The organism is Agromyces agglutinans (assembly GCF_009647605.1).
In the GTDB taxonomy this organism is placed as follows: Bacteria; Actinomycetota; Actinomycetes; order Actinomycetales; family Microbacteriaceae; genus Agromyces; species Agromyces agglutinans.
Window position 1 is genome coordinate 339,735 of the sequence record NZ_WJIF01000002.1, and the last position, 26,496, is coordinate 366,230.

General features: G+C 72.1%; 23 protein-coding genes. 19 read left to right on the forward strand and 4 right to left on the reverse strand.

What is annotated here, in order from left to right; genetic code table 11:
* Positions 1–10: 10 nt before the first annotated feature.
* Positions 11–2,098: an MprF family protein gene (locus GE115_RS04810; protein WP_153683640.1), complete on the reverse strand. Its 2,088-nt coding sequence runs from the start codon at positions 2,096–2,098 to the stop codon at positions 11–13.
* A gap of 59 nt (positions 2,099–2,157) precedes the next feature.
* Positions 2,158–3,588 (reverse strand): aminotransferase-like domain-containing protein, encoded by a 1,431-nt coding sequence (locus tag GE115_RS04815; RefSeq protein WP_312854902.1) that lies wholly within the window; start codon positions 3,586–3,588, stop codon positions 2,158–2,160.
* Positions 3,589–3,805: 217 nt separating this feature from the next.
* Between GE115_RS04815 and GE115_RS04820 the strand changes: the two genes are divergently transcribed.
* The 9 genes from GE115_RS04820 to GE115_RS04855 all read left to right on the forward strand — a co-directional run bounded on the left by GE115_RS04820 (position 3,806) and on the right by GE115_RS04855 (position 13,819).
* Positions 3,806–4,654: a nitrilase-related carbon-nitrogen hydrolase gene (locus GE115_RS04820; RefSeq protein ID WP_153683642.1), complete on the forward strand. Its 849-nt coding sequence runs from the start codon at positions 3,806–3,808 to the stop codon at positions 4,652–4,654.
* Positions 4,655–4,663: 9 nt separating this feature from the next.
* A complete protein-coding gene (gene hydA / locus GE115_RS04825) occupies positions 4,664–6,100 on the forward strand; it encodes a dihydropyrimidinase (RefSeq protein WP_153683643.1) in 1,437 nt (478 codons plus the stop codon).
* 61 nt (positions 6,101–6,161) lie between these two features.
* Positions 6,162–7,178: a TIGR03842 family LLM class F420-dependent oxidoreductase gene (locus tag GE115_RS04830; RefSeq protein WP_153683644.1), complete on the forward strand. Its 1,017-nt coding sequence runs from the start codon at positions 6,162–6,164 to the stop codon at positions 7,176–7,178.
* Entirely contained in the window at positions 7,175–8,047 is an 873-nt protein-coding gene (locus GE115_RS18750; protein ID WP_246190545.1) for an ABC transporter permease, read from the forward strand. The genes GE115_RS04830 and GE115_RS18750 overlap by 4 nt, the downstream gene beginning before the upstream one ends.
* Positions 8,044–8,925 (forward strand): ABC transporter ATP-binding protein, encoded by an 882-nt coding sequence (locus tag GE115_RS18755; protein WP_312854903.1) that lies wholly within the window; start codon positions 8,044–8,046, stop codon positions 8,923–8,925. The genes GE115_RS18750 and GE115_RS18755 overlap by 4 nt, the downstream gene beginning before the upstream one ends.
* A complete protein-coding gene (locus tag GE115_RS04840) occupies positions 8,925–9,776 on the forward strand; it encodes an ABC transporter permease (protein WP_153683646.1) in 852 nt (283 codons plus the stop codon). Before GE115_RS18755 ends, GE115_RS04840 begins: the two co-directional genes overlap by 1 nt.
* Positions 9,773–10,924: an ABC transporter substrate-binding protein gene (locus GE115_RS04845; RefSeq protein ID WP_153683647.1), complete on the forward strand. Its 1,152-nt coding sequence runs from the start codon at positions 9,773–9,775 to the stop codon at positions 10,922–10,924. The genes GE115_RS04840 and GE115_RS04845 overlap by 4 nt, the downstream gene beginning before the upstream one ends.
* A gap of 73 nt (positions 10,925–10,997) precedes the next feature.
* Positions 10,998–12,323 carry an aspartate aminotransferase family protein gene (locus tag GE115_RS04850; protein WP_153683648.1) on the forward strand — a complete coding sequence of 442 codons (1,326 nt, stop codon included), beginning with the start codon at positions 10,998–11,000 and terminating at the stop codon, positions 12,321–12,323.
* A gap of 2 nt (positions 12,324–12,325) precedes the next feature.
* The gene (locus tag GE115_RS04855) at positions 12,326–13,819 is read left to right on the forward strand and encodes a CoA-acylating methylmalonate-semialdehyde dehydrogenase (protein WP_153683649.1); all 1,494 of its coding nucleotides are present in this window, start codon (positions 12,326–12,328) and stop codon (positions 13,817–13,819) included.
* A 133-nt stretch (positions 13,820–13,952) separates the two neighbouring features.
* On the opposite strand, the gene GE115_RS04860 is transcribed toward GE115_RS04855, so the two are convergent.
* On the reverse strand, positions 13,953–14,738 hold the full coding sequence (locus tag GE115_RS04860) for an enoyl-CoA hydratase/isomerase family protein (RefSeq protein WP_153683650.1): 786 nt from the start codon (positions 14,736–14,738) through the stop codon (positions 13,953–13,955).
* A 28-nt stretch (positions 14,739–14,766) separates the two neighbouring features.
* Positions 14,767–15,687 carry a LysR family transcriptional regulator gene (locus GE115_RS04865; RefSeq protein WP_153683651.1) on the reverse strand — a complete coding sequence of 307 codons (921 nt, stop codon included), beginning with the start codon at positions 15,685–15,687 and terminating at the stop codon, positions 14,767–14,769.
* A 134-nt stretch (positions 15,688–15,821) separates the two neighbouring features.
* On the opposite strand from GE115_RS04865, the gene GE115_RS19070 reads away from it, so the two are divergent.
* From GE115_RS19070 to GE115_RS04910, 10 genes are all read left to right on the forward strand, one after another.
* Positions 15,822–15,953: a hypothetical protein gene (locus tag GE115_RS19070; protein ID WP_281350794.1), complete on the forward strand. Its 132-nt coding sequence runs from the start codon at positions 15,822–15,824 to the stop codon at positions 15,951–15,953.
* Positions 15,954–16,229: 276 nt separating this feature from the next.
* A complete protein-coding gene (locus GE115_RS04870; protein WP_172979706.1) occupies positions 16,230–17,651 on the forward strand; it encodes a threonine/serine exporter family protein in 1,422 nt (473 codons plus the stop codon).
* A gap of 45 nt (positions 17,652–17,696) precedes the next feature.
* Positions 17,697–18,272 carry an orotate phosphoribosyltransferase gene (gene pyrE / locus GE115_RS04875; protein ID WP_312854904.1) on the forward strand — a complete coding sequence of 192 codons (576 nt, stop codon included), beginning with the start codon at positions 17,697–17,699 and terminating at the stop codon, positions 18,270–18,272.
* The gene (locus tag GE115_RS04880; protein ID WP_153683653.1) at positions 18,272–21,283 is read left to right on the forward strand and encodes a hypothetical protein; all 3,012 of its coding nucleotides are present in this window, start codon (positions 18,272–18,274) and stop codon (positions 21,281–21,283) included. The genes pyrE and GE115_RS04880 overlap by 1 nt, the downstream gene beginning before the upstream one ends.
* The gene (locus GE115_RS04885) at positions 21,280–22,260 is read left to right on the forward strand and encodes a ribokinase (RefSeq protein WP_153683654.1); all 981 of its coding nucleotides are present in this window, start codon (positions 21,280–21,282) and stop codon (positions 22,258–22,260) included. Before GE115_RS04880 ends, GE115_RS04885 begins: the two co-directional genes overlap by 4 nt.
* Complete coding sequence (locus tag GE115_RS04890) at positions 22,257–23,189, forward strand: nucleoside hydrolase (RefSeq protein WP_153683655.1); 933 nt, start codon at positions 22,257–22,259, stop codon at positions 23,187–23,189. Before GE115_RS04885 ends, GE115_RS04890 begins: the two co-directional genes overlap by 4 nt.
* Positions 23,190–23,253: 64 nt before the next feature.
* Positions 23,254–23,439, forward strand: a complete 186-nt coding sequence (locus tag GE115_RS04895) for a hypothetical protein (RefSeq protein WP_153683656.1) — start codon at positions 23,254–23,256, stop codon at positions 23,437–23,439.
* A gap of 213 nt (positions 23,440–23,652) precedes the next feature.
* Positions 23,653–24,636, forward strand: coding sequence for a MetQ/NlpA family ABC transporter substrate-binding protein (locus GE115_RS04900; protein ID WP_153683657.1), 984 nt, complete (start codon positions 23,653–23,655; stop codon positions 24,634–24,636).
* A 68-nt stretch (positions 24,637–24,704) separates the two neighbouring features.
* Positions 24,705–25,832, forward strand: a complete 1,128-nt coding sequence (locus tag GE115_RS04905) for a methionine ABC transporter ATP-binding protein (protein ID WP_153683658.1) — start codon at positions 24,705–24,707, stop codon at positions 25,830–25,832.
* Positions 25,825–26,496, forward strand: a complete 672-nt coding sequence (locus tag GE115_RS04910) for a methionine ABC transporter permease (RefSeq protein WP_246190546.1) — start codon at positions 25,825–25,827, stop codon at positions 26,494–26,496. Before GE115_RS04905 ends, GE115_RS04910 begins: the two co-directional genes overlap by 8 nt.

The window sequence follows — 26,496 nt, forward strand, 5'->3', positions numbered from 1 at the left end:
CGGCCGCGAGCTACCTGCCGATCGTCAGGCCGGCGCGCACGAGCTGGGGCACCGAGGCATCCGGCAGGTACGCGCGAACGAGCGCGATGCCGATGCGCGCGAGATCGGCGCCGTCGCTGTAGAGGAGGTAGAGGGGCTCGGGCCGCGGGTTGAACTTCTGCTTGAAGCGGTGCAGCGAGCGGAAGCCGTACGCCGGCTCGAGGATGCCGCCCAGCCGGTCGAGCACCTGCTCGATCTGCTGCTCGTCCTCGGGAGCCTCCGACCGGGCCAGCGGCGCGCCCGAGAGCGACAGGAACTGCGCGCCCTCGTCGCGGAACGCGAGCGCCGACGACCCGATGAGGAACTCCATGACGGGCGGGAAGCCGCCGTCGCGCCGGCGCATCAGGTCGAGCGTCCATCCGCGCGGCCCACCGCCGGGCGCGTACACGGGCAGCCAGCTCAGGAACCCCTGCACCACGCCGTCGGATGACTCGGCGATCGCCATGCGCACGGCGGGGTCGAGCGCCTCGTCGATCGAGCCGAGCGTGAAGCGCATCTCGGGCAGGCCCTTGTCGCCGACCCACTGCTCGGAGATCGCGGCGATCTGCGCGCGCACCGAGCGGGGCTCGTCGGCGAGCGTGGCGAATCGGAAGCGCACGCCCTCGCGCTCGGCGCGGTTGAGTGCGGTGCGCACGGCGCCCCACCGCTTTCCGGTGAACTCGAGGCCGGGAAGGTCGACGATCGTGTCCTCGGCGACCTGCAGGGCGCGCCAGCCGGGCGGCATCCCGTCGCGCGAGGCGGGCCCGGCGCCGAACACGGCGACCACGTACCCGGCTCGCTCGGCCGTGTCGACGAACTCCCGCAGGGTCGCGCCGACCTGTCCGTCGGGTGCGATCGGGTCGCCGAGCACGAGCGCGACGCCCTGGTGCGTCTGGTACGCCACGACCGAGTCGGGTGATGAGCCGAAGTAGTGCCGGTTGTCGCGCCACGTCGCCATCCACGACAGCACGCCGCCGCCGGTCGCGACGAGGATGCGCCGGACCTCGTCGAGTCGCGCACCCGGTCGGTCGGCGCCGCGGTCGCCGCTCAGCCGCCGTCGCAGGCGCGCCCGGAACGCCCGGACGCAGACGAGCAGCCAGGCCAGCATGATCGCCCACAGGAACCCCGTCGCCGCGGCGAAGGCGAGCCCCTCGCGTTCGTCGTAGTCGGCCACCAGGCCGAACAGCTCGGGATGCGCCACGATGAACACGGCCAGCGCACCGGCCAGCACGTTGAACGCCGCGAGCACCACCGCGACGATCCAGGCGACGCGGTACCCGCGTCGGAGGCCGGTCGCGACGACGACCGCGATCGTCGCGTCGAGCAGTACGTCGAACAGGTCGATGCCGCCGACCTGCGTCGTGCCGAACGGGCCGTAGGTCGGTGCGACCGAGGCGATGAACTGCACGACCACGAGCGAGACGATCATCACGAACGCGACGAACCGCTGCTCGCGCAGGGTCGGCTTGCCGAACGACTCGGCGTTGACGAGCAGCACCAGGCCGACGGCCATCGCATGCTCGACGTCGGCGACCGTGCCGAGGAACAGCACGCTCACGAGCGTGAACGCCGTCAGCACGAGCAGCCCGCGCCCGCGCCAGGGTGCGGCGAGGCTCGCCACCGCGGCGGCGAGGCACGCGAACACGCCGCCCGATGGCCCGACGTCGACCTGCGTGACGAGCGCCTCGGCCCAGTGCGAGCCCATCTCGGCGAACCCGGCGATCACGACCGCGCCGCCGATGACGGCGAACGCCTGGCCGCCGAGGAAGACGGCCGCCGCCCGCCAGGTGCCGCGACGCAGCTCGAGCCAGCCGACCCCGAGCGGCACGATCACCGCGAGGATCAGGTAGCCCCACGGCGCGGTCACGAGGAAGGTGCCCGTCACGGTCGTCCACCACCGCGAGTCGGCGAACGACGGCACGCCGTAGGCGAATGTCTCGTACCAGTCAGCCTCGCTCGCCGGCGAGGCGAGCGTGCCGGTGAGGATGCCGACGAGCAGCAGGGTCGCCATCAACCCCACGGTGAACGGCACGCGCGCGATGAAGCGCAGCGCGGTGCGCGTGCGCGACGGCTCCGTCATCCGGACTCCCCCCAGCCGTACGGTTTCCGGGGGCAGACTATCCCACCGCGTCGCCCTCCTCAGTACCCGCCCGCGACGACCTGCCGGCCCGCGACCGCGAGGGCGTCGGCGACCTCGTCGAAGTCGTCGCGCACGACGCCGACGGTCACCCTGACGAAGTCGCCGCCGCCGCGCGTGCGGGCCGGGCCCGCGGTGTACCGCCCGTTCGAGGCATCCGTGCCGTCGGCGGCGGCGAGGAACGGACTGCCGCCCGCGACCCGGATGCCCGCAGCGGCGAGCTGCACGAGGGTCGACCGCTCGCTGACGACCGGCATCCACAGGTTGATGCCGTCGGCGTGCGCGGCCCGGACGCCCCGCGCGCGCAGGGCATCGCCGAGGGCGCGCTGGCGCGTGTAGTACGCGCGCCGGGCCTCGGCGACGGCGTCGATGGCGGCACCGTCGGTGAGCAGGTCGAGCAGGATGGTCTGCAGCATTCGGCTGGTCCAGCCGGGGCCGAGCATGCGACGCGACATGATCCGCTCGATCAGGTCGCGCGGGCCGCCGACGGCGGCGATGCGCAGGTCGGGCCCGTGCGACTTCGAGAAGCTGCGCACGTGCACGACGCGGTCGGCGAGCCAGGTGCCGAGGGTCGCGTCGCCCTCGGTCGAGATGAGGCCCGAGTGGTCGTCCTCGACGATCACGAGGTCGGCCGCGTCGTCGCCGGCATCGCGGACGACACGGGCGAGCTCCTCGGCGCGCGCCGGCGTCATGGATGCCCCGGTGGGATTCTGCGCGCGCGGCTGCAGCAGCAGGGCGGCGGGCTTGCGTCCCAGCGCCGCCGCGAGCGACTCGGGTCGCACGCCGTGCTCGTCGAGCGCGACCGGGACCGCCTCGGCGCCGAGCACGTCGAGCAGGTCGAGGAAGGGCGGGAAGCCCGGATGCTCCACGATCACGCGGTCGCCGTACCGCACGACCTGCTCGAGGGTGCGCGAGATCGCGTCGAGCGCGCCATCGACGACGACGATCTGCTCGGCGTCGCTGGGCCACGACTCCCGCAGCACGGCCGCGAGCGCGGGGATCACCGGTTCGGCCTGGTAGCTGCCGGTCGCCGCGCGGGCGGAGACGCGCGACAGCGCGGGGCCGAGCGCGGGCAGCAGCAGCGAGTCGGGCGTGCCTCGCGAGAGGTCGAGCCGCACCGGGTCCTCGGGTGCCGCCATGCCGCGCATGCGAGCGGCGGGCCATCCGCTGCCGTTGCCCTGCACGAACGTGCCGGCCCGTCCCCGCGAGACGATGAGCCCGGCCCGGGCGAGCGCCTGCCACGCCTGCGAGACCGTCGCGGGGCTGACGCCCAGGGCCGCGCCGAGCTCGCGCACCGTGGGCAGGCGATCGCCGTGGCGGAGCTCGCCGGCGTTGATCAGCCGGGCGAGCTCGCCCGCGATGCCGCGTGGCGAGACGTCGTCGAAGGCGGCGAGCGCGATCAGCTGCGAGAGGTCCACACGAATACTCGACACGACCATTGCCTCCGAAGACAGGGAGGGACAGGATGAGTAACCACAACGTCACACGGTGTAACAAAAGGGAAATGTTCAAGCCGAACAATAACAGAACGGGCTCGCGGGCTCGGTTCGGCACCACCGCACCACCTCTCGGCGTCCCCCCGACGCCCGGAAGGCACTGAGCACCACGTCGACCGGGCCGGCAACGACGCCGACCGACAAGGGAGGCACCATGACGACCGTCCGAGCGGCCATCACGCAGACGACCTGGACCGGCGACAAGGAGTCGATGCTCGACAAGCACGAGCAGTTCGCCCGCGACGCCGCCGCGCAGGGAGCGCAGGTCACCTGCTTCCAGGAGCTCTTCTACGGCCCGTACTTCGGCATCACGCAGGACAAGAAGTACTACCGCTTCGCCGAGTCCGCCGACGGCCCCATCGTGCAGCGCTTCGCCGACCTCGCGAAGGAGCTCGGCACGGTCATGGTGCTGCCGATCTACGAGGAGGCGCAGACCGGCGTCTACTACAACACGTCGGTGCTCGTCGATGCCGACGGCACGATCCTCGGCAAGTACCGCAAGCACCACCTGCCGCACCTCGACCGCTTCTGGGAGAAGTTCTACTTCCGCCCCGGCAACCTCGGATACCCCGTCTTCGACACGGCCGTCGGCCGGGTCGGCATGTACATCTGCTACGACCGGCACTTCCCCGAGGGCTGGCGCGAGCTCGGCCTGAACGACGCCCACATGGTCTTCAACCCGAACGCCACGAAGCCCGGACTCTCGAACCGCCTGTGGGAGGTCGAAGGTCCGTGCGCCGCCGTCGCGAACGGGTACTTCGTGCTCCAGCCGAACCGCGTGGGGCGCGAAGACAACGAGTACGGCGACCTCGCCGTCGACTTCTACGGCACCAGCCAGGTGATCGATCCGCGCGGCAACTTCGTCGGCGAGCGCGGCTCGAGTGAGCACGAGGAGCTGCTCGTGCGCGACCTCGACCTCGACATGGTGCAGCAGATGCGCGACGACTGGCAGTTCTACCGCGACCGCCGACCCGACTCCTACACCGCCATCCCGAAGCCGTAAGGAGCGAGCATGACCACCACCCTCATCTCCGGCGGAACCGTCGTCAGCGCGACCGGTCGCGCCGCCGCCGACGTCCTCATCGACGGCGAGCAGGTCGTCGCGCTGCTGCAGCCGGGCAGCGAACTGCTCGGCACCAGTGTCGCGGCATCCGTCGACCGCGTCATCGACGCGACCGGCAAGTACGTGATCCCCGGCGGCATCGACGCGCACACGCACATGCAGCTGCCGTTCGGCGGCACCGAGGCATCCGACACGTTCGAGAGCGGCACGCGTGCCGCCGCGCACGGCGGCACGACGAGCATCATCGACTTCGCGGTGCAGACCTACGGGCAGCGCATCGAGGACGGCCTCGCCGCGTGGCACGAGAAGGCCGCGGGCAACTGCGCGATCGACTACGGCTTCCACCAGATCGTCGGCGACGTGAACGAGGCATCCCTCGCCGCCATGGCGAAGCTGCCCGACGAGGGCATCTCGAGCTTCAAGCTGTTCATGGCGTACCCCGGCGTCTTCTATTCGGATGACGCGCAGATCCTGAAGGCGATGCAGGTCTCGCGCGACACCGGCATGCTCACGATGATGCACGCCGAGAACGGCCCGGCCATCGACGTGCTCGCCCAGCAGCTCGTCGACCAGGGCAAGACCGACCCGTACTACCACGGCATCGCCCGCGCCTGGGAGATGGAGGAGGAGGCGACGCACCGCGCGATCATGCTCGCGAAGCTCACCGGCGCACCGCTCTACGTGGTGCACGTGTCGGCGAAGCAGGCGGTCGAGCAGCTCGCGTGGGCCCGCGACAAGGGGCAGAACGTCTACGGCGAGACCTGCCCCCAGTACCTCTACCTCTCGCTGGAAGACCAGCTCGGGGCATCCGGACCGGAATGGGGTTCGTTCGAGGGTGCGAAGTGGGTGTGCTCGACGCCGCTGCGCAGCCGCGAAGAGGGCCACCAGCACTCGATGTGGCAGGCGCTGCGCACGAACGACCTGCAGATGGTCTCGACCGACCACTGCCCGTTCTGCATGAAGGACCAGAAGGAACTGGGCTTGTCCGACTTCCGCAAGATCCCGAACGGCATCGGCTCGATCGAGCACCGCATGGACCTCATGTACCAGGGCGTGGTCACGGGCGAGATCACGCTCGAGCGGTGGGTCGAGCTCACGTCGACGACGCCCGCGCGCATGTTCGGGCTGTACGGGCGCAAGGGCGTCATCCAGCCCGGCGCCGACGCCGACATCGTCGTCTACGACCCGAACGGGCACACCTCGATCGGGCTCGAGAAGACCCACCACATGAACATGGACTACTCCGCGTGGGAGGGCTACGAGATCGACGGCAAGGTCGACACCGTGCTCTCACGGGGCAAGGTCGTCGTCGAGGGGGACGCGTACGTCGGCGCCAAGGGCGACGGGCGATTCCTCAAGCGCGGCCTCTCGCAGTACCTCATCTGACAGCGGGTCTCGATCCGCGTCGACTCTGTCGGCGCTCCTCGACCACCGGAAGGAAGCACCCATGGAATTCGGAGCGGTCCTGCAGACCAACCCCCCGGCGTCGCGCACGATCCAGCTCGCGAAGCTCGCCGAGGTGCACGGCTTCAGCCACGTGTGGACGTTCGACTCGCACCTGCTCTGGCAGGAGCCCTACGTCATCTACAGCCAGATCCTCGCGCAGACCCAGCGCATCAAGGTCGGCCCCTTCGTCACGAACCCGGCGACCCGCGACTGGACCGTGACGGCCTCCGTGTTCGCGACGCTCAACGAGATGTTCGGCAACCGCACGGTGTGCGGCATCGGCCGCGGCGACTCGGCGGTGCGCGTGACGAACGGCAAGCCGACGACGATGGCCGAGCTGCGCGAGTCGATCCACGTGATCCGCGAGCTCGCGAACTCGCGGCCCGTCGAGTACCGCGGGTCGCAGCTGCAGTTCCCGTGGTCGAAGGGCTCGGAGCTCGAGGTGTGGGTCGCGGCCTACGGCCCGATGGCGCTCAAGCTCGCGGGCGAGGTCGGCGACGGCTTCATCCTGCAGCTGGCCGACGTCGACATCGCCGCGTGGATGATCAAGACCGTTCGGGATGCCGCGGAGGCCGCCGGGCGCGACCCGATGTCGGTGAAGTTCTGCGTCGCCGCCCCCATGTACGTCGGCGACGACTGGGCGCACATGCGCGACCAGTGCCGCTGGTTCGGCGGCATGGTCGGCAACCACGTGGCCGACATCGTCGCGAAGTACGGCATGCACGGCACGGTGCCCGACGCGCTCACTGACTACATCCGCGGGCGCGAGGGATACGACTACAACTCGCACGGGCGGGCCGAGAACGACCACGTCGACTTCGTGCCCGACGAGATCGTCGACCGGTTCTGCGTGCTCGGCACGGCCGGCGAGCACATCGCGAAGCTGCAGCAGCTCGCCGAGCTCGGGGTCGACCAGTTCGCGGGCTACCTCCAGCACGACAACAAGGAGGAGACGCTGCGGGTGTACGGCGAGACCGTGATCCCGGCGCTCACCGAGCACGTGGCGGCCAAGCGATGAGTCGCCGGTGGTCGGCGGTCGCGTGGGGCGCGGGCGGCGTGCTCGTGCTCGTCGCGCTGTGGGAGGCGTACAAGTTCCTCGGCCCCGCCGACGGCGTGGTGCTCGGCACGACGCGCGTGCTGCCGCGCACGACCGACCTCGCGATGCCGCACGTCTGGGACATGCTCGGCCGGCTCGCCGAGCCGGTCACGCGCTCGCCGTCGGCGCCGCCGCTCTGGGGCGCGATCCTGCTCGCCGCGCTCACGACGCTCGGCATCGCGGCGGCCGGATGGCTCGTCGGCGTGGTCGTGGGCGTCGGGCTCGCGCTGGTCATGCAGCGGTGGCGGCTCGCCGAATGGGGCCTCCTGCCCTGGATCGTGCTCAGCCAGACGGTGCCCCTGATCGCGTTCGCGCCGGTCGTGAAGAGCTGGGGGTCGCGCGTCGAGATCGGCGCGTTCGAGTGGCAGGACTGGATGTCGGTCGCCCTCATCGCGAGCTACCTGGCGTTCTTCCCGATCGCGGTCGGCGCGCTCAAGGGTCTGCAGTCGCCCGACCGCATCCACGCCGAGCTCATGCAGACCTACGCCGCCGGGTATTGGGCGACGCTGCGCAAGCTCCGGTTCCCGGCCGCCGTGCCCTACCTGCTGCCGGCGCTCCGGCTCGGCGCGGCCAACGCCGTCGTCGGCGCGGTGGTCGCCGAGGTCTCGACCGGCCTGCAGGGCGGCATCGGGCGCCTGCTCATCCAGTTCGCCGGGCAGGCGTCTGGCGACCCGGCGAAGGCTTGGGGCCCGATCTTCGGCGCGGTCGTGCTGGGCCTCGTGGCCGCCGGCTCGGTCGCCCTGCTCGGCGCGATCCTGAAGAACTACCGACGAACCGAGGAGACCGCGTGACCGACCCCACGACCGCACCCGCCGTCGCGGCGCCCGCCGGCGGCGGTGCCCCAGACGCCGTCGCCGCACCCCCCGGCACGCCCGCCGTCGAGATCCGCGGCGTCGACAAGACGTTCGACACGCGCTCGGGCCTCGTGCCGGCGCTCGACGGCATCGACCTCACCGTCGCCGAGGGTGAGTTCGTCTCGCTGATCGGACCGTCGGGCTGTGGCAAGTCGACGCTCATGCGGCTCATCGCCGACCTCGACGAGCCGACCTCGGGCGAGGTGCGCGTGTTCGGCAAGACCGCCCGCCAGGCCCGCCGCGACCAGGACTACGGCATCGCCTTCCAGCAGGCCGGCCTCCTGCCGTGGCGCACCGTCGCCGCGAACGTCGCGCTGCCCCTCGAGCTGCACGGCGTGGCATCCGCTTCGCGTCGCGACCGCGTGGCCGAGCTCCTCGAGATGGTGGGCCTCGCCGACTTCGCCGACCGGTATCCCGACCAGCTGTCGGGCGGCATGCAGCAGCGCGTCGCGATCGCGCGTGCGCTCGCCGAGCGCCCGCGGCTGCTGCTCATGGACGAGCCGTTCGGCGCGCTCGACGAGATGACCCGCGAGAAGATGCAGGCCGAGCTCGTGCGGATCTGCGCCGAGACCGGCGCCGCCGTCGTGTTCGTGACCCACTCGATCCCCGAGGCGGTGTTCCTCTCCGACCGCGTCGTCGTGATGAGCCCGCGACCCGGACGCATCCAGCAGGTGGTCTCGATGCAGCTGGGAGCGGATGCCTCGCGCACCGAGGCCCTGCGCGAGGAGCGCGCGTTCTTCGAGATGGTCACGGTCGTTCGCGAAGCGCTGCACGGTGCGCCGGCCGGCGGGGCGCGCGGAGTGGAGACGCGCTGATGGCGACCGCGACCGGCACCGCCGCCATCACGGCGGCCCGCGTGGGCGGCACGGCGGCGGCGCGCTCGCGCCGCGAGGCGGTGCTGCGCGTGGTCGCGCCCATCGCCGTGGGGCTCATCGTGCTCGGGGCCTGGCAGTTCCTCGTCAGCGTCGTCGGGGTCTCCGACTACCTGTTACCGAGCCCGCAGTCGATCGCCGAGGAGTTCGTGGCGTACTGGCCCTCGATCCTCTCGGCAGCGGTGATCACGGGCACGAACGCATTCGTCGGGCTCGTCGTCGGCACCGTGCTCGGCCTCGCGCTCGCCGCCCTCGCGGCCAGGTGGCGCGCGATCGACCGGATGAGCGCGCCCGTCGTCGCCGCGCTCGCCGTGGTGCCGATCGTGGCGCTCGCCCCCGTGCTCAACTCGATGTTCGGCGCCGACAGCCAGTTCGGCCGGCAGGCGATCGCCGCGCTCGCGTCGTTCGTGCCGGTGTTCCTGAACACGCTCCGCGGATTCCGGCAGACGACGCCGGTGCACCGCGACCTGATGAAGGCGTACGCGGCGACGAGCGGCCAGGTGCTGCGCACGATCACACTGCCGACGGCGCGGCCGTTCATGCTCACCGGCATCCGCATCGCGAGCTCGCTCGCCGTGATCTCGGCCCTCGTCGCCGAGTACTTCGGCGGCCCGCGCGGCGGTCTCGGCAGCCTCATCTCGACCTCGGCCGCCTCGAGCGCCTACGCGCGTGCGTGGGCGTACGTCGTGGCATCCATCGCCCTCGGACTGCTCTTCTACCTCGCGACGCTCGCGCTCGAGCGTCTCGTGCAGCCCCGCACCACCCGCCAACGCACCACGGAAGGATCGACATGAAGCACAGCAGAGGCCGCCTCGCGGCACTCGGCGCGATGGCCGCGACCGCGGCCCTCGCCCTCGCGGCCTGCTCCGGCGGCACCGACTCGGGCGACGGCGGTGACACAGCCGACGGCGACCTCACTCCCGTGAAGCTCCAGCTCCAGTGGCTGCCGCAGGGCCAGTTCGCCGGCTACTTCGCGGCGGCCGAACAGGGCTATTTCGAGGAGGAGGGCCTGGAGGTCGAGATCATCCCCTCGGGCGGCGACATCGTCCCCCAGGACGCACTCGCCAACGGCGACGTCGACTACGCGATCGCGTGGGTGCCCAAGGTGCTCGGCTCGATCGAGCAGGGCGCCAACCTCACCGACATCGCCCAGATCTTCCAGCGCTCGGGCACCCTGCAGGTGTCTTGGGCGGACTCGGGCATCGAGTCGATCGCCGACTTCGAGGGCAAGAAGATCGGCTCGTGGGGCTTCGGCAACGAGTGGGAGATCTTCGCCGCCATGGCCGACGAGGGGCTCGACGCCACGACCGTGCAGATCATCACGCAGGACTTCAACATGAACGCCTTCCTGCAGGGCGACATCGACGCGGCCCAGGCGATGACCTACAACGAGTACGCCCAGCTGCTCGAGACGGTGAACCCCGACACGGGCGAGCTCTACGAGCCCTCGGACTTCAACGTGATCAGCTACGAGGAGACCGCGGGCGCCATGCTCCAGGACGCGATCTGGGCCGACACCGAGCGGCTCGAGAGCGACGAGGAGTACCAGGAGACGACCGTCGCCTTCCTCAAGGCCGTCGTCAAGGGCTGGGTCTACGCCGCCGAGAACCCCGAGGAGGCGTCGGAGATCACGATCGCGGCCGGCTCCGGCTGGGGCCCGAGCCACGAGCTGTGGATGGTCAACGAGACCAACAAGCTCATCTGGCCGTCGGAGGCGGGCATCGGCATCATCGACGAGGCGGCCTGGGACAAGACCGTCGCGGGCGCGCTCGCCGCGGTGAACGAGTCGGGCGCGCACCTCATCACCGAGGAGCCGCCGGCCAGCGCCTGGACCAACGAGTGGATCCAGCAGGCGCTCGACGAGCTCGAGGCCGACGGCCTCGACCTCACGGGCGAGGGCTTCGAGCCCATCGACGTCACCCTCGAGGAGGGCGGCAACTGACAGGATGCCGCGCCGCCGACGGGTCCCATCGGCGGCGCGGCACCCCGGCCGACGAAAGGCAGGCAGCATCACCATGACCGACACCGACGACCTCGCTCGCGAGCTCGATCGCGCCCACGTGTTCCACTCCTGGTCGGCGCAGTCGCAGACCTCGTCGCTCGTCATCGCGAGCGGGCGCGGATGCCGCGTCTGGGACCATGCGGGCAACGAATACCTCGACTTCTCGAGCCAGCTCGTGAACGTCAACATCGGGCACCAGCATCCGGCCGTCGTGTCGGCGATCCGCGAGCAGGCCGAGCTGCTCACGACGATCGCGCCGTCGACCGTGAACCTCGCGCGCGGCGAGGCCGCGAAGCGCATCATCGACCACGCGCCCGAGGGCTTCCGACGCGTGTTCTTCACGAACGGCGGCGCCGACGCGAACGAGAACGCGATCCGGCTGGCGCGGCTCGCCACCGGACGCGACAAGATCCTCTCCACGTACCGCTCGTACCACGGCAACACCGGCGCCGCGATCGTCTCGACCGGCGACTGGCGCCGCGTGCCCAACGAGTTCGCACGCGGACACGTGCACTTCTTCGGACCGTACCTGTACCGCTCCGAGTTCTGGGCGACGACGCCCGAGCAGGAGTCCGAGCGGGCGCTGCACCACCTGCGACGCGTCATCGAGGCCGAGGGTCCGACGTCGATCGCGGCGGTGCTGCTCGAGACCGTGCCCGGCACGGCCGGCATCCTCGTGCCGCCGCCCGGCTACCTCGCCGGGGTGCGCGAGCTGTGCGACCGGCACGGCATCCTGCTCATCCTCGACGAGGTGATGGCCGGCTTCGGCCGCACCGGACGCTGGTTCGCCTTCGACGGCTACGACGTGCGGCCCGACCTGATCACCTTCGCGAAGGGCGTCAACTCGGGTTACGTGCCCGCGGGCGGCGTCGTCATCGACGAGCCGATCGCCGAGCGGTTCGACGACCGCGTGTTCCCGGGCGGCCTCACGTATTCGGGGCATCCGCTCGCGATGGCGTCGATCGTCGCGACGCTCGACGCGATGAGCTCGGAGGGCGTCGTCGAGCACGCGCGCGCGATCGGCGAGACGGCCATCGGGCCGGCCCTCGCCGACCTCGCCGAGCGGTACGCGGTCATCGGCGAAGTGCGCGGCGAAGGCGTGTTCTGGGCCGTCGAGCTCGTCGCCGACCGCGACACCCGCGAGCCGCTGCCCGCCGCGGCGATGGGCCGCATCAAGGCGGCGCTCGTCGCGCGCGGGCTGCTGCCGTTCATCCAGGACAACCGCATCCACGTGGTGCCGCCCTGCGTCGTCACCGAGGAGGAGGTCGCGGAGGCGATGGCGATCTACGACGAGGTGCTCGCGGCGGAGACCACGGGCGGCGGAGAGGGAAGGGAATGACCATGACCGAGTTCATCGAGCACTGGATCGACGGGGCATCCGTCGCAGGGGGCTCCGACCGCAGCGGGCCCGTCTTCAACCCCGCGCGCGGCGTCGAGAGCGCGCGCGTGCGCTTCGCGAGCGCCGACGACGTCGATGTCGCGGTGCGGGCGGCCGAGCGCGCCTTCCCGGCGTGGCGCGACACCTCGATCGCGAAGCGCCAGCAGGTGATGTTCGCGTTCCGCGAGCTGTTGAATGCGCGCACCGACGAGCTCGCCGCGATCCTCACGAGCGAGCACGGCAAGGTGCTCGCCGACGCGCACGGCGAGATCTCGCGCGGGCTCGAGGTCGTCGAGCTCGCGTGCGCGATGCCCGGCTACACGAAGGGCGAGTACTCCGAGAATGTGTCGACCGGCGTCGACGTGTACACCGTGCGCCAGCCGCTCGGCGTCGTGGGCATCATCTCGCCGTTCAACTTCCCGGCGATGGTGCCGCTGTGGTTCTTCCCGATCGCGATCGCCGCGGGCAACACCGTGGTGCTGAAGCCGAGCGAGAAGGACCCGTCGGCGTCGGTCTGGCTCGCCCGGCTGATGCAGGAGGCGGGCCTGCCCGACGGCGTGCTCAACGTCGTGCACGGCGACAAGGTCGCCGTCGACGCGCTGCTCGAGCACCCGACCGTGCGGTCGATCTCGTTCGTCGGCTCGACGCCGATCGCGAAGTACATCTACGAGACCGCCTCGTCGAACGGCAAGCGCGTGCAGGCCCTCGGAGGCGCCAAGAACCACATGCTGGTGCTGCCCGACGCCGACCTCGACCTCGCCGCCGACGCCGCCGTCAACGCGGGCTTCGGCTCGGCGGGCGAACGGTGCATGGCCGTCTCGGTCGTGCTCGCGACCGAAACGATCGCCGACGACCTCGTCGCGAAGGTGCGCGAGCGGATGTCGGGCCTGAAGACCGGCGACGGCACGCGCGGCACCGACATGGGCCCGCTCATCACGCGCGAGCATCGCGACAAGGTCGCCGGGTACGTCGACGTCGCGACGGCCGACGGCGCCGACGTGGTGGTCGACGGTCGTGGCGTCGAGGTCGACGGCGAGCCCGACGGGTTCTGGCTCGGGCCGACGCTCGTCGACAAGGTGCCGACCTCGTCGGCCGTGTACCGCGACGAGATCTTCGGGCCCGTGCTCTCGGTGGTGCGGGTCGAGGGCTACGAAGAGGGGCTCGACATCATCAACGGGTCGCGCTACGGCAACGGCACGGCAATCTTCACGAACGACGGCGGGGCCGCGCGGCGCTTCCAACGCGAGGTGACGGTCGGCATGGTGGGCATCAACGTGCCGATCCCCGTGCCGGTCGCGTACCACTCGTTCGGCGGATGGAAGGATTCGCTGTTCGGCGCCTCGAAGTCGTACGGCCCGCACGGGTTCGAGTTCTTCACGCAGGAGAAGGCGATCACCTCGCGCTGGCTCGACCCGAGCCACGGGGGCATCAACCTCGGCTTCCCGCGGCACGACTGAGGTCGGCCGGCTCTCCTCGTGCAGGAATTCGGGCCCCATGGTGGCCCCACAGCCCGGATGGGGCCTGAATTCCTGCCCGGTGCGTGAACGGGGTGCCCGAGGAAGCGAGCGAGCGGATGCCCCGGCGCCGGCGCTACCGGCTCGTGAACGCCGCGATGCGCGCCTGGGCGTCGGGGGTGTCGAAGGCCTGGCCGATGGTCAGGGCCTCGTCGTCGAGCGAGACCGCGAACGGCCTCCCGGCCGCGGCACGCACGAGCCGCTTCGCCTGCCCGAACGCGCCGGTGGCGCCCGCGAGCCAGCCGCGCGCGACCTCCTCCGCCCGGCTCGGGAGGCGATCGGCGGCGACGACCTCGGTGACGAGTCCCCAGTCGAGCGCCTCGGCGGCCGTCAGCGTGCGCGACGTGAGCACGAGCTCGAGGGCGCGCCGCGCTCCCACCGCCTCGGGAAGCAACCAGCTGACGCCGCAGTCGGGCGTGAGCCCGGCATCGCTGTAGCGGCTCGAGAACGTCGCCGCGTCGGAGGCCACGATGACGTCGGCGACGAGCATGAACCCGAGCCCGCCGCCGGCGACCGGACCCTGCACGGCGGCGACGATCGGCTTCGCGCTCTCGCGCAGGTGCCGGTGGCCCTCGTGGATCACGTCGGCCAGCCGCGTGATCGTGCGGCCCGAGGCATCCGTCTCGCCCGCGAGTTCCGACATGGCACGCAGGTCGCCGCCCGCGCAGAACGCGCGCCCGGCGGCGTCGAGCAGCACCGCGCCGACGTCCTCGCGATTCGCGACCTCCTCGGCCAGGTCGCGCCAGCGCTCGATGGCGACCGGGTCGACGGCGTTCAGCCGATGCGGCCGGCTCAGGGTGATGCGGGCGAGCCCGTCGGTCACGTCGAAGCGGATCGCGTCATCGCCGGCTGCATCGCTCATGTCGGCCGAGTCTAGTTCGGCGCGGTGATCACCCGCGTGCGGCGTACGACTCCGCCAGCCGCCCGGCATGCGAGACCAGCACGTCGAGCACGGTGCGCACCGCGAGCCGCTCGGCGACGTCGGGTCGCACGAGCGCGACGATCTGGCGAGCGGATGCCACGCCGCGCAGCGGCCTGAGCACGACGCCGGGCGGCACCGTGCCCGACGTGTACCTCGGCACGAACGCGACCCCGAACCCCGCCTCGACGAACGCCTCGACGATGCGCATGTCGCTGAAGCGCTGGGCGACCTCGACCCGTCGCCCGCCGACCTGCTCGATCTCGTGCACGATCCGCTCGAAGGGGAACCCGGGCGGTACGCCGATCCAGGTCTCGTCGGCGAGGTCCTCGGGCGTGAGCCAGGTGCGGCCGGCGAGCCGGTGGCCGGTCGGCAGCCCGATGTCGAGCGGCTCGGTGAGCAGGGGCACGACCTTGAGCCCGCGGCCGCCCCAGGGCAGCACGCCGGGCATGGTGTGCGCGAGCACGATGTCGTGCTCGTTCGCGAGGTCGGCGAACTCGGCCAGCTCGGGGTCGAGGTCGGTCGCGTGCACGACGAGGCCCGCGATGTTCGCGAGGTCGGCGAGGACGGCCGGCAGCAGGGTCGCTCCGACCGTGGGGAAGGTGAGCAGCGTGACCTCGCCGCTCGGGTGGTTCCGGAACTCGTCCCACAGCGCCGTGGCGCGCTCGAGCGCGACGGCGACCTCGGTCGCGCTCCGCGCGAGCGCGTGCCCGGCGCTGGTGAGCACGACGCCGCGGCCGCTGCGTTGCGTGAGGGGCATGCCGGCCTCGCGCTCGAGCACCTTGAGCTGCTGCGACACCGCCGAGGGCGTGCGCCCCGCGGCCTCGGCGACGGCCGTCACGCTGCCGCGCTCGGCGAGCTCCCTGAGCAGGTCGAGGCGGCGAACGTCCATGTAGCTACGCTACATGATCGATGTAGGACTGTCAGATTGTGCTGAAGCGTTTCGCGCGCGAGAATAGAGGGGTCGAACACGCGCAATGGGGCCTCCGTCGCTCGACGCTCCCTGATCCTCGAAAGGAATCCGCCGTGTTCTCCTCCATCGTCCTCCTCAGCATCCTCGGCGTGGTCGCTCTCGTCGGCGTCGGCAGCTCGATCGTCGTCGTCGCTCGCGACGGATACCGCCGCATGCCGAAGGAGCAGTTCGCGCGCACCGTCTAGTCGCGCGACCGGGGCTCGGTCGCCCCGTTCCGAAGGGCCGCTGCGCGGGGGAGGGACACCCCCCCATTCCATCGCAGCGCGGCCTTCGTAAGGGCCGCTGCGCGGGGGAGGGACACCCCGCGGGGCGGCCCTTCGCTGTACCCGCCGCGGTGCGCTCGACACTCGCGGCCGCTCGCGTTAGCGTGATTCGACGGGTGCCGGTCGGCGCCCGCGAGTGCGAGCGCGCGACGTCCGATGCTCTCGACGCGTGGCTCGCCGACGGCGGGGAGGGCCGTGATGGTCGACGTGCACGACGACGCGATGCTCCGGCGGTTCCTGCTCGGCCTCGCCGAAGGCATGACCGCCGCACAGGAATCGATCGACCGCATCGTGGACACGATGGTCACCGTGTCCAGGGCGTACGGCCGCGACGATGTGGACCTCGTCGTGCTGCCGACGGTGATCATCGTGCAGACGGGCTCCGGCGACACCGGCCATGTCGCGCTGCGGACCGCGAGCGGCCCGCAACTCCGCTTCGACCAGATCGCGGCGCTCTACGACCTGCTCGAACGGGCGCGCCGGGGCGCCATCGATCCCGCGGCCGGCATCGACCGGCTGAATGAGATCGGTGCGATGCATCCCCGCCACGGCTGGCCCCTGCAGGTGTTCGGCCACGCCGTGCTGACCACCGGCCTCGCCCTGCTGCTCATGCCCACGTGGCAGGGCATCATGGTGGCGTTCGGGCTGGGCGCGCTGCTCGGGCTCGCCAAGCTGATCCGCTCACCGACGCTGCGCCTGGTCTTCCCCGTCGTGGCGGCCTTCGTCTCGGCCGTCACGGTGTTCCTGGTCGCCCTCGTGCTGCCGATCGGCGATCCGCTGCTCCTCCTCATCGCGCCACTGGTGACGTTCCTGCCGGGCGGCCTGCTCACCACCGCCACCATGGAACTGGCCGCGGGCCAGATGATCGCAGGAGCGTCGCGCCTGGTCACCGGCCTCGTGCAACTCGGCCTCCTCTCGTTCGGCATCCTCGCGGCAGGCTCCATCGTCGGCGTCGGTGCGTCGAGCTACGTACCGCTCGACGCCGCGGGGCGGCTCCCCTGGTGGACCGCGCTCGCCGGCGTGCTGCTGCTGGCCATCGGCGACGTGCTGCACTTCTCATCGCCGGGACGCACGTTCGGCTGGGTGCTGCTGGCGCTCGTCGTCGCGTACGCCGGGCAATCCGTCGGCGCACTCGTGGCCGGGCCGACCGTGAGCGGGTTCATCGGCGCGCTCGCCATGACACCGGTCGTGCTCTGGATCGCGACGCTGCGCCGGGGGGTACCGACGCAGTTGACCTTCCTGCCCGCGTTCTGGCTGCTGGTGCCGGGAGCGGCGGGGCTCTCGGGGCTGACCGAGGCGATCGGTACCAGCAGGGGCTTCGACGACTTCACCGAGGCGCTGACGTCGGTCATGGCGATCGCCCTGGGGGTGCTGATCGGCACGGCGCTGTACCGGGTCGTGCATCACGGCGCCGAGGAGCTCGCGAACTTCCACATCGACGTTCCTTCCGCCTTGCACGAGACCGAGCAGCCGCCGTTCTGGGCGCGACTGGTGCCGGGGACACCCCGAAGCATCTGGCAGCGCGCCGATCACCGCGCCCCGCCGCCCCCGCTCGCCACGCACCAGCCGGATGCCCCGGGTCCGCGCGGCGGCCGGACCTCTCGCGCCGGGCGTTCCTGAGCATTCTCCGCGTTCCCTCTCCCGGTCACCACGTAAACTCGTCGCGTGACCCAGCCAGACCCCCGCGGCGAGGCCGCCGACGTGCGCCGCCAGCTGATCGACCACATCTCCGCCGATGCGGTGTTCCACGGCGACTTCACGCTGACCAGCGGCAAGCAGGCCAGCTATTACGTCGACCTGCGCAAGGTGAGCCTCGACCACCGCGTCGCGCCGCTCATCGGCCAGGTCATGATCGACCTCATCGCCGACGTGCCCGACGTCGCGGCCGTGGGTGGCATGACCATGGGCGCCGACCCGATCGCGGCCGCGATCCTGCACCAGGGCGCGGCCCGCGGGCTCGCCTACGACGCGTTCGTGGTGCGCAAGGAGCCGAAGGACCACGGTCGCGGCAAGCAGGTCGAGGGTCCCGACCTCGCGGGCAAGCGCGTGATCGTGCTGGAGGACACGTCGACCACCGGCGGCTCGCCGCTGAAGGCCATCGCCGCACTCCGCGCGATCGGCGCCGAGGTCGCGGCCGTGGCCGTGGTCGTCGATCGCGCGACGGGCGCGCGCGAGGTCATCGAGGCCGAGGGCGTGCCCTACCTGTACGCGATCGGCCTGGAAGACCTGGGCCTGGCCTGATGCGAGCAGGCGACGAGCGCGGCGGCGCATTCGATCAGGACGGAGCCGACTGGCTGCTGGGCGAGCTCGCCCGCGGCGGCGCGCCCGACCCGAGCGCGCCGCGACCCGTCGTCGACCCGTCGCCCTTCGCACCGCCCGCTGCTGCGACGCCTGCCGCCGCGCAGCCGGCGCAGCCGGCGCCGATGCCGCCGCTTCCACCCGTACGACGGCATGAGGAGGTCGCCGACTGGTTCTCGGTCGCCGAGCCCGTCACCCACCAGCCACAGCCGGTCGACGACGCGGATGTCCCGACCCGCGCCCTCCCCGTGATCGGCGGGCCCATCGTGACGCCCGCGCCCGAGCAGCTCGCGCAGTTCACGCCGCCCGCCCGCTTCGTCGAGCCCGCCCAGCCCGACGTGTCGCCGAACGCGTGGGCACCGCCGCCCGTCGCGCCGGTGGCGCCTCCGGCCGTGCCCGCGCCGCCGCCCGGTCCGGTGACGCCGACGGCGCCGTTCGCACTGACGTGGGGGGACTCGTCGCTCGGGTCCGAAGAGGCGCTCCGCGCGGCGTTCGCGCAGCTGTCGCAGACGGATGCCCCGGATGCCTCGCAGCCGGCGTCCCCGTCGACGTCTGCGCACGCCCAGCCGGCGGCACCCGCACCCGCGCAGCCTGCCGCACCCGCGGCGCCGGCTGCACCCGCGCCGGCGCCGATGCCCTGGGAGTCGGCTGCGCCCGCCGCGCCCGCTGCAGCCGCGACGCCGTCGATGCCGGTGCCGCCGTCGGTTCCGACGCCCGAGCCGGAGGCCGACGTTCCGCCCTTCGCGGAGTTCGCGCCCCCCGTGGCCCGGCAGTCCTTCACGCCGTTGCCGCCGACCCCGCGCGCCCCGATCGGCGACTACGGAGCCGAACTCTGGTCGGCCCTCGCCGAGCCCGATCCCGAGCCGATCCGGCCGGCGGCACCTGTCACGCCGCCGCAGCCGTACGTCGAGCCGGCGGCGTACGCCGAGCCCGAGTACGCGCAGCCGCAGCAGTACGCGGAGCAGCCGTACGCGGAGCCGCAGCCGTACGCCGAGGAGCAGTACGCGCGGCCGCAGCCCTACGCGGAGCCGCAGCCGTACGCGGAGCAGCCGTACGCAGAACCGCAGCCGTACGTTAGTGAGCAGTACCCGGAGCCGCAGCCGTACGCCGAGGAGCAGTACGCGGAGCCCGAGCCCGCCCAGCCGGGGTATTCCGACCCGCGATACGCGCCTTCACCGTTCGACCGGTCGCAGTACGCGGAGCCGCAGCAGTACGCCGAGCAGCAGTACGCGGAGCCGCAGCAGTACGCGGAGCCGCAGCAGTACGCGGAGCCGCAGCAGTACGCGGAGCCGCAGTACGCGGAGCCGCAGCAGTACAGCCAGCAGCAGCCGTTCGCTCCCGGGCCGCAGTACGACCAGGCACCCTACGCCGAGCCGCAGTACGCCGCGGACCCCGAATACCCTGCTGACTCCCGCCAGTCGCTCGACGAAGATGCGGCCTCGCCGTTCCTCGAGGTGCGAGGGCCCGCCGGCACTCCCGCACCGGCCATGGCGGCAGGCTGGACCCTCGGGGACGCCGCCCTGCCGGCGGCCGCGGCCGGGGCCGCCGCCGCGCCCGAGGCCGAGGTCGAGGCCCCGCGCGTGCGCGCGCCATTCCCCGCATTCGCCTCGGTGCGCTGGGACGACCCGGCCGACGACGAGCCCGAGCCGGCTCAGACCCCGGTCGACGACCTGCTCGCGGCCCTCGGCGGCGGGCGCCCGGTGCCGCAGGCCGCCGCCGAGCCAGGCTCGCCGGTGCCGCCTCCCGGGCCGCCGGCCGAGGCCGCCGACTTCGCCGCCCTCGGCTTTGTGGAGGGCCTCGGCGACGACGGCCCGGACCGTGACGACTGGGACGACTTCGATGCTCCCGGCGCCGCCGAGGCGTTCGACGGAGCCGATGAGCCCGACGAGCCGGTGTACCTCTGGAACCTCCGGCCGGATCCGCACGCGCCCGACCCCAAGGCCGACCTCGACGACGACGCACCGCAGCCGTCGCAGCAGGCCTTCGGGTCCCAGCCCGCTTGGCAGCCCGAGCCCGAGCCCGAGCCGCAGCCGTACGAGCGCCGCAGTTGGCTCGCCTCGGCTGAAGACCCGTTCGCCCGGCCCGAGCCGACTCCGACCGCCGCGTTCGACCGGGCGGACCCCGAGACCTCGCCCGACGGCTTCGCGGCCCTCTTCGGCCCGGCGGCCGGTGCCGCGGCGGATTCCGGTGTCGCAGCGGGTTCGAGCGCCGGCTTCGGCGGGGGTGCCGCACGGGCATCGTCCGGCGGCTCGGGCGGCTTCGGCGGCCCGACCTCGGGCGGCGCCGGGCGGCCGGGCGGGAACGGTTCGGGCGGATCATCCGGTCGCGGCAATGGCCCGACCTCGGGCGGCGGCTCCGGCAAGCCGGACGGCAACCGAACCGTGAAGACCCTCGTGTGGGTCGCCGGCGGACTCGTCGCGGTGCTCGTGGTCGTCGGCCTCTTCTTCCTCGGCAAGAACCTGCCGGGCGGCAACGCCGACCCGGCGGACTCCGCGTCGGCTTCGGCGAGCGGATCGGGCGCCGCGTCCGAGGCGCCGGTGCCCGTGCCGACCGCCATGCAGCCGCCCGGCGTGCACGCGTGGGACACGCTCTTCGGCGGCGAGTGCATCGAGTCGTGGGGAGAGCTGGCCGCGTGGTCGGACGAGTTCACCGTGGTCGACTGCGCGGCGCCGCACACCGCGCAGCTCGTCTTCCGGGGCTCGCTGAGCGACGACCCGGCGGCGGCGTTTCCCGGCGAGGCAGAGGCGGGCGCGCAGGCCCAGGCGCACTGCGTCTCGGCGGGCGTCATCGATCCGGCCGCCGCGGCCGGGGTCCCCGACCTGCAGGTCCAGTCGACGTATCCGGTGAACGAGGCGCAGTGGACGTCGGGCCAGCGCGCCTACTTCTGCTTCGTGAGCCGCGCCGGCGGCGAGCCGTTGACCGGCTCGCTGCAGGGCACCGGCCCGACCGCATGAGCGCGCGGGTCGTCGTCGTCGGCTCGCTGAACGTCGACGCGACCTGCTACGTCGACGACTTCCCGGCCCCGGGGCAGACGATCGCGGCGACCGGGTTCCAGCTCGCGCTCGGCGGCAAGGGCGCGAACCAGGCCGTCGCCGCGCACGTCGCCGGCGCCGACGTGGCGTTGCTCGCGCGCGTCGGCGACGACGCCAACGGCGCGCTGGCGCTCGCGACGCTCGAGCGGCTCGGCCTCCCGACGGCCGGCATCCGCACGACGACGGATGCCCCGACCGGCGTCGCGCTCATCACGGTCGCCGCATCGGGCGAGAACACCGTGGTCGTGGCCGGTGGGGCCAACCTCGGGTGGACGATCGAGGCCGTCGACGCCCGCCGCGCCCACCTCGCCGACGCCGCGGTCGTGCTCACGCAGGGCGAACTCCCGGTCGTGGCGATCGAGCGCTGCGCCGCCCTGGCGCACGAGGTGGGCGCGAGGTTCGTGCTGAACCTGGCTCCTCCAGTCGGGGTCGGCGCGGCGACGGTCGCGCTCGCCGACCCGCTGGTCGTCAACGAGCACGAGGCGAAGGCGCTCGGCATCGGTCGCGACCTCGCCGCCGACGCCGCGCTCGGCCGATGGCTCGAGGCCGCCGTCGACGCCGTGGCAGCTGGCACCGCACGGTCGGTCGTCGTGACCCTCGGCGCAGCGGGGGCCGTGGCGGCAGGAGGCGCCGGGACGCACGACGCCTCCGCCCGGCCCGGCATCGCCGTGTCGGCCCCGCGGGTCCGGGCCGTCGATACGACCGGCGCCGGCGACGGTTTCACGGGCACGCTCGCGGCCTTCCTCGCCGAGGGTCGAAGTCTCCACGAGTCGGTGCGCCTGGCTGTGGCCGCGGCGTCGCTCGCGGTGCAGCGGCGCGGCACGGTCGACTCCTACGCCTCGCGCGACCGCGTGATCGAGGCATCCGCGGCCCTCACGATCGAATCGAGCGACGCATGAGCATCCCCGTCATCATCGACTGCGACCCCGGCCACGACGACGTCTTCGCCCTGTGGCTCGCGGCGGGGCATCCATCGCTCGACCTGCTCGCCGTGACGACCGTCGGCGGCAACGTGCCGCTCGAGCACACCAGCCGGAACGCGCGCGTCGCGCTCACCGTCGCCGGCGTGACGGATGTCCCCGTCGCGGCCGGCGCCGCCGGTCCGCTCGCTCGCGAGCTCTCGACCGCGGAATGGATCCACGGCGAGAACGGCCTCGGCGGACCCGAACTGCCCGAGCCCGCGTTCGGGCTCGACCCGCGCGGGGCGACCGCGCTCATGGCCGACGTGCTCGCCGAGGCATCCGAACCGGTCGCCGTCGTCGCGACTGGACCGATCACGAACGTCGCCGTGCTGCTGCGCGACCGGCCCGAGGTGGCGCCGCGCATCCGCGAGATCGTGTGGATGGGCGGATCGACCGAACGCGGGAACGTCACGCCCTACGCCGAGTTCAACGCGTGGGTCGACCCCGAGGCGCTCGACCTGGTGCTGCGCAGCGGCATCCCGTTCACGATGGTGGGGCTGAACGTCACGCACCGCGCGCTCGTGACGGCCGAGGTGCGGGCCCGGCTCGCCGCGCTCGGCACGCGGACGTCGGCGTTCGGCGACGAGTTGCTCGACTTCTTCTGCCGAACCAACGACGAGGTCTTCGGGCTGCCCGACGGCCCGCTGCACGACCCGGTCGCCGTGGCCGTCCTGGCCGATCCCGGATGCGTCGACGTCGTGCGCACCCGGCTCGACATCGAGCTCCTGGGCGGCGAGACCGTCGGCGCCACGGTCGTCGACCTCGACGGGATGCTCGCGCGCGAGCCCAACGCGGGGGTCGCGGTCGGCCTCGACGTCAACCGGTTCTGGGGCCTGGTCGAGGAGGCGATCGGCCGGCTCGCCTGACGCCTGCCGAGCGGCAGCCCGACCCGTACACTGAGGGCATCCGCACGGCGACGGGGAGGTTGCGATGGATTGGTCGTTCTGGGTCGGCCTCGGTCTCATCGCGGCCCTGTGGGGCGCGTCGCAGTGGTTCTTCTCCTGGCGCCGTCATTCCGAGCAGGTGCGTGCGCGCAGCCGTGAGCAGGCCGACGGCATCGTCGACGCCGAGCGGGCGCGCGAGCAGGGCCGCTACTGGAGCGGGTTCGGCGGCTGACCGCCCACGGTCGCGTGACGGCGCGTGACGCCGGCGCGGCGACGCGCTCGTGACGGTACGTTGCGCGCTGGTGCGCACCCGGTGACGACGCGTGACCCTGCGTCGCGCTGTCTTTCCGTTCACGACGGACGGTGACGGGCGCATTCGCGGTGCCGGGAATCGGACCGGAGCATGGGGCTCACCCGTCCACGAGACCAGGAAGAGGCAGCAACCATGACCGCACCGAACGACGCGCCGCAGAGCGAACTCCGCAACGCTCTGGAGCAGCGAAACAAGCGCCGGCGCACCGGCTGGATCGTGGGAGCGGGCGTCGCCGTGCTGGCGCTCGCCGCCGTCGGCACCGTCATCGCGGTGAATCTCGCCGGGAACGGCGACGCGGCGGTCGCCGATGCCGCGGAGACCGTCCACCTGAAGGTCGCCGGCTCGGGCGAGAGCGCCCTGCAGGACGCCGTCGCCGAAGTCGCCGCCGAGCACGACATCGAGCTCGAGTGGGTCAACTTCACCGACGACTGGACACTGCCGAACAGCTCGCTCGTCGCGGGAGAGGTCGACGCCAACGCGTTCCAGCACGGCGCGTTCCTGAGCGCCTTCAACGTCGAGAACGACGCCGAGCTCGTGCCGGTCGTCTCGACGGTCATCGTCGAGTGGGGCATCTTCTCGTCGAAGCTCGAGGAGCTCGACGAGCTGGCCGACGGCGCCCGCGTCGTCATCCCCGATGACGCCGCGAACGGCGGCCGGGCGCTCGGGATCCTCGCCGCCGCGGACCTGATCGAGGTCGACCCCACCGCCGGCATCTACCCGACGCCCGACGACGTCACCTCGAACCCGAAGCAGCTCGAGTTCGTGCCGATCAAGGCGCTGACCATCCCGCAGCAGCTCGACGACCCGACCGTCGACGCGGTGGTGGTCGGCACGTCGTACTTCGACCCCAGCCAGGGCGTCACGGCGGATGACGCGCTCTACCTCGACGACGCGCTCGCCGACCACTCGCTCCCGTACGTGAACTTCATCGCGACCACCGCCGAACGCGCCGATGACGCAGTCTGGGAGACGCTCCGGGAGGTCTACGCAGACCCGCGCGTGCAGGCGGCGAATGACGAGGACACCCACGGTGCCGCGGTGATCGTCGACATCCCTGCCGAGAAGCTGCAGGACAAGATCGTCGAACTCGAGGAATTCGCCCGCGCGAACGGCTGAGCGCCGGGGCGGCCGGGGAACCGCCTCCCGGCCGCCGCCACGGCATCCGCACCACCGATGGGAGCATCATGACGACCGCCACCGCCACCGCCACCGCGGTGCCCGTCCGGGGCGCCGGGGTCGACGCGGCGCCCGCCCGCGCCACCGCCCAGACGACCGCCATCGCCTTCGAGGACGTGTCGAAGACCTTCGCCGTCGACGGTCGCGAGTTCGACGCGCTGAAGCGAGTGAACCTGTCCGTCGAACGGGGCGAGATCTTCGGCATCGTCGGGTACTCCGGCGCCGGCAAGTCGACGCTGCTGCGCACGGTCAACGGACTGGACCGCCCCACGAGCGGACGCGTCGTCGTCGACGGCCACGACGTCGGCTCGTTGAATCCGCGCGACCTCAGCCGGCTGCGGCAGCGCATCGGCATGATCTTCCAGCAGTTCAACCTGCTGCAGTCGCGGACCGTGTACCAGAACGTCGCCTACCCGCTGAAGCACGCGGGAGTCCCCAAGGGCGAACTGCTCGACCGGGTGGAGGAACTGCTCGACTTCGTCGGCCTGGCCGACAAGGCGCTGCAGTACCCCAACCGGCTCTCAGGCGGTCAGAAGCAGCGGGTCGGCATCGCCCGGGCGCTCGCGAACCGCCCGGACATCCTGATCTCGGACGAGGCGACGAGTGCGCTCGACCCGCAGACGACGGGTGAGGTGCTCGACCTGCTCCAGCGGGTGAATCGCGAGTACGGGGTGACGATCCTCCTCGTCACGCACGAGATGGACGTCGTGCGACGCATCGCGGACCGCGTCGCCGTGATGCAGCGCGGCGAGATCGTCGAGCACGGCACCGTCTACGACGTGTTCGCCGATCCGGTGCACCCGACCACCCGCCGGTTCGTCTCGTCGGTGATCTCGCACGAGGCCGCTGAGTCCACGCTCGAGCGCATCCGCCGCGTGCACGACGGCCGGCTCGTGCGCATCCACGTCGGCGATCGGGGGTCGAACGACCCATTCCTCTCCCGCATCGCCCGCACCCACCGCGTCGACTTCAACGTCGTCTACGGCGGCGTGAGCGAGCTCCAGTCGCGGCTCTTCGGCACCCTCACCGTCGAACTGCTCGGCGCGGATGCCGATGTCGACGCTGCCGTGCGCGAACTGGCGGGCATCGTCGAGGTCACGGACGTCGCCATCCGCGAAGGAGCATCCATTGCCTGAGACCGATTTCTCGACCCTGTTGCCGAAGATCTGGAATGCGCTCCTCGAGACGCTCGTCATGGTCACCGGCGCCTTCATCGCCGCCGCCGTGCTCGGTGTGCTGCTCGGGCACGTGGTCTATGCGACCCGAGCCGGCAATCTCCTGCAGAACGCGACGGTGTTCACCGTCATCAACGCGGTCGTGAACATCGTGCGTCCGGTGCCCTTCATCATCGTCGCGGTCGCCCTCATCCCCGTGACCCGGATCGTGATGGGCAGCAGCATCGGACCGGTTGCCGCGATCTTCCCGCTCGCCCTGGTCGCCAGTGTGGCGATCGCGCGCATCGCGGAGTCGAACCTCGTCGCCGTCGACCCGGGCGTCGTCGAGGCCGGTGCGGCGATGGGCGTCCGACCGTGGCGCGTGCTCTTCACCATCGTGATCCCGGAGGCGCTCGGCCCGCTCGCCCTCGGGCTGACCTACATCTTCGTCGCCCTCGTCGACGCGACCGCGGTCGCCGGCGTGATCGGCGGCGGCGGCCTCGGCAACCTCGCGATGACCTACGGCTACCAGCGCTTCGACTGGGTGACGATGTTCATCGTCATCGCCGTGCTCATCGCGATCGTCCAGCTCGCCCAGTTCGCGGGCAACCGCATCGCCCGCCTCGTGATGCACGAGGGCAGGTGA

What these genes read in the sequence shown, in the direction of transcription:
- GE115_RS04885 (WP_153683654.1), top strand. Translation starts at nt 21,280, where the DNA reads ATGAGCGCGCGGGTCGTCGTCGTCGGCTCGCTGAACGTCGACGCGACC.
- GE115_RS04845 (WP_153683647.1), top strand. Translation starts at nt 9,773, where the DNA reads ATGAAGCACAGCAGAGGCCGCCTCGCGGCACTCGGCGCGATGGCCGCG.
- GE115_RS04880 (WP_153683653.1), top strand. Translation starts at nt 18,272, where the DNA reads ATGCGAGCAGGCGACGAGCGCGGCGGCGCATTCGATCAGGACGGAGCC.
- GE115_RS04830 (WP_153683644.1), top strand. Translation starts at nt 6,162, where the DNA reads ATGGAATTCGGAGCGGTCCTGCAGACCAACCCCCCGGCGTCGCGCACG.
- GE115_RS04905 (WP_153683658.1), top strand. Translation starts at nt 24,705, where the DNA reads ATGACGACCGCCACCGCCACCGCCACCGCGGTGCCCGTCCGGGGCGCC.
- GE115_RS04820 (WP_153683642.1), top strand. Translation starts at nt 3,806, where the DNA reads ATGACGACCGTCCGAGCGGCCATCACGCAGACGACCTGGACCGGCGAC.
- GE115_RS04870 (WP_172979706.1), top strand. Translation starts at nt 16,230, where the DNA reads ATGGTCGACGTGCACGACGACGCGATGCTCCGGCGGTTCCTGCTCGGC.
- GE115_RS04865 (WP_153683651.1), bottom strand. Translation starts at nt 15,687, where the DNA reads ATGGACGTTCGCCGCCTCGACCTGCTCAGGGAGCTCGCCGAGCGCGGC.
- GE115_RS04890 (WP_153683655.1), top strand. Translation starts at nt 22,257, where the DNA reads ATGAGCATCCCCGTCATCATCGACTGCGACCCCGGCCACGACGACGTC.
- GE115_RS04840 (WP_153683646.1), top strand. Translation starts at nt 8,925, where the DNA reads ATGGCGACCGCGACCGGCACCGCCGCCATCACGGCGGCCCGCGTGGGC.
- GE115_RS04850 (WP_153683648.1), top strand. Translation starts at nt 10,998, where the DNA reads ATGACCGACACCGACGACCTCGCTCGCGAGCTCGATCGCGCCCACGTG.
- GE115_RS04810 (WP_153683640.1), bottom strand. Translation starts at nt 2,098, where the DNA reads ATGACGGAGCCGTCGCGCACGCGCACCGCGCTGCGCTTCATCGCGCGC.
- GE115_RS18750 (WP_246190545.1), top strand. Translation starts at nt 7,175, where the DNA reads ATGAGTCGCCGGTGGTCGGCGGTCGCGTGGGGCGCGGGCGGCGTGCTC.
- hydA (WP_153683643.1), top strand. Translation starts at nt 4,664, where the DNA reads ATGACCACCACCCTCATCTCCGGCGGAACCGTCGTCAGCGCGACCGGT.
- GE115_RS04855 (WP_153683649.1), top strand. Translation starts at nt 12,326, where the DNA reads ATGACCGAGTTCATCGAGCACTGGATCGACGGGGCATCCGTCGCAGGG.
- GE115_RS04900 (WP_153683657.1), top strand. Translation starts at nt 23,653, where the DNA reads ATGACCGCACCGAACGACGCGCCGCAGAGCGAACTCCGCAACGCTCTG.
- GE115_RS04860 (WP_153683650.1), bottom strand. Translation starts at nt 14,738, where the DNA reads ATGAGCGATGCAGCCGGCGATGACGCGATCCGCTTCGACGTGACCGAC.
- GE115_RS04895 (WP_153683656.1), top strand. Translation starts at nt 23,254, where the DNA reads ATGGATTGGTCGTTCTGGGTCGGCCTCGGTCTCATCGCGGCCCTGTGG.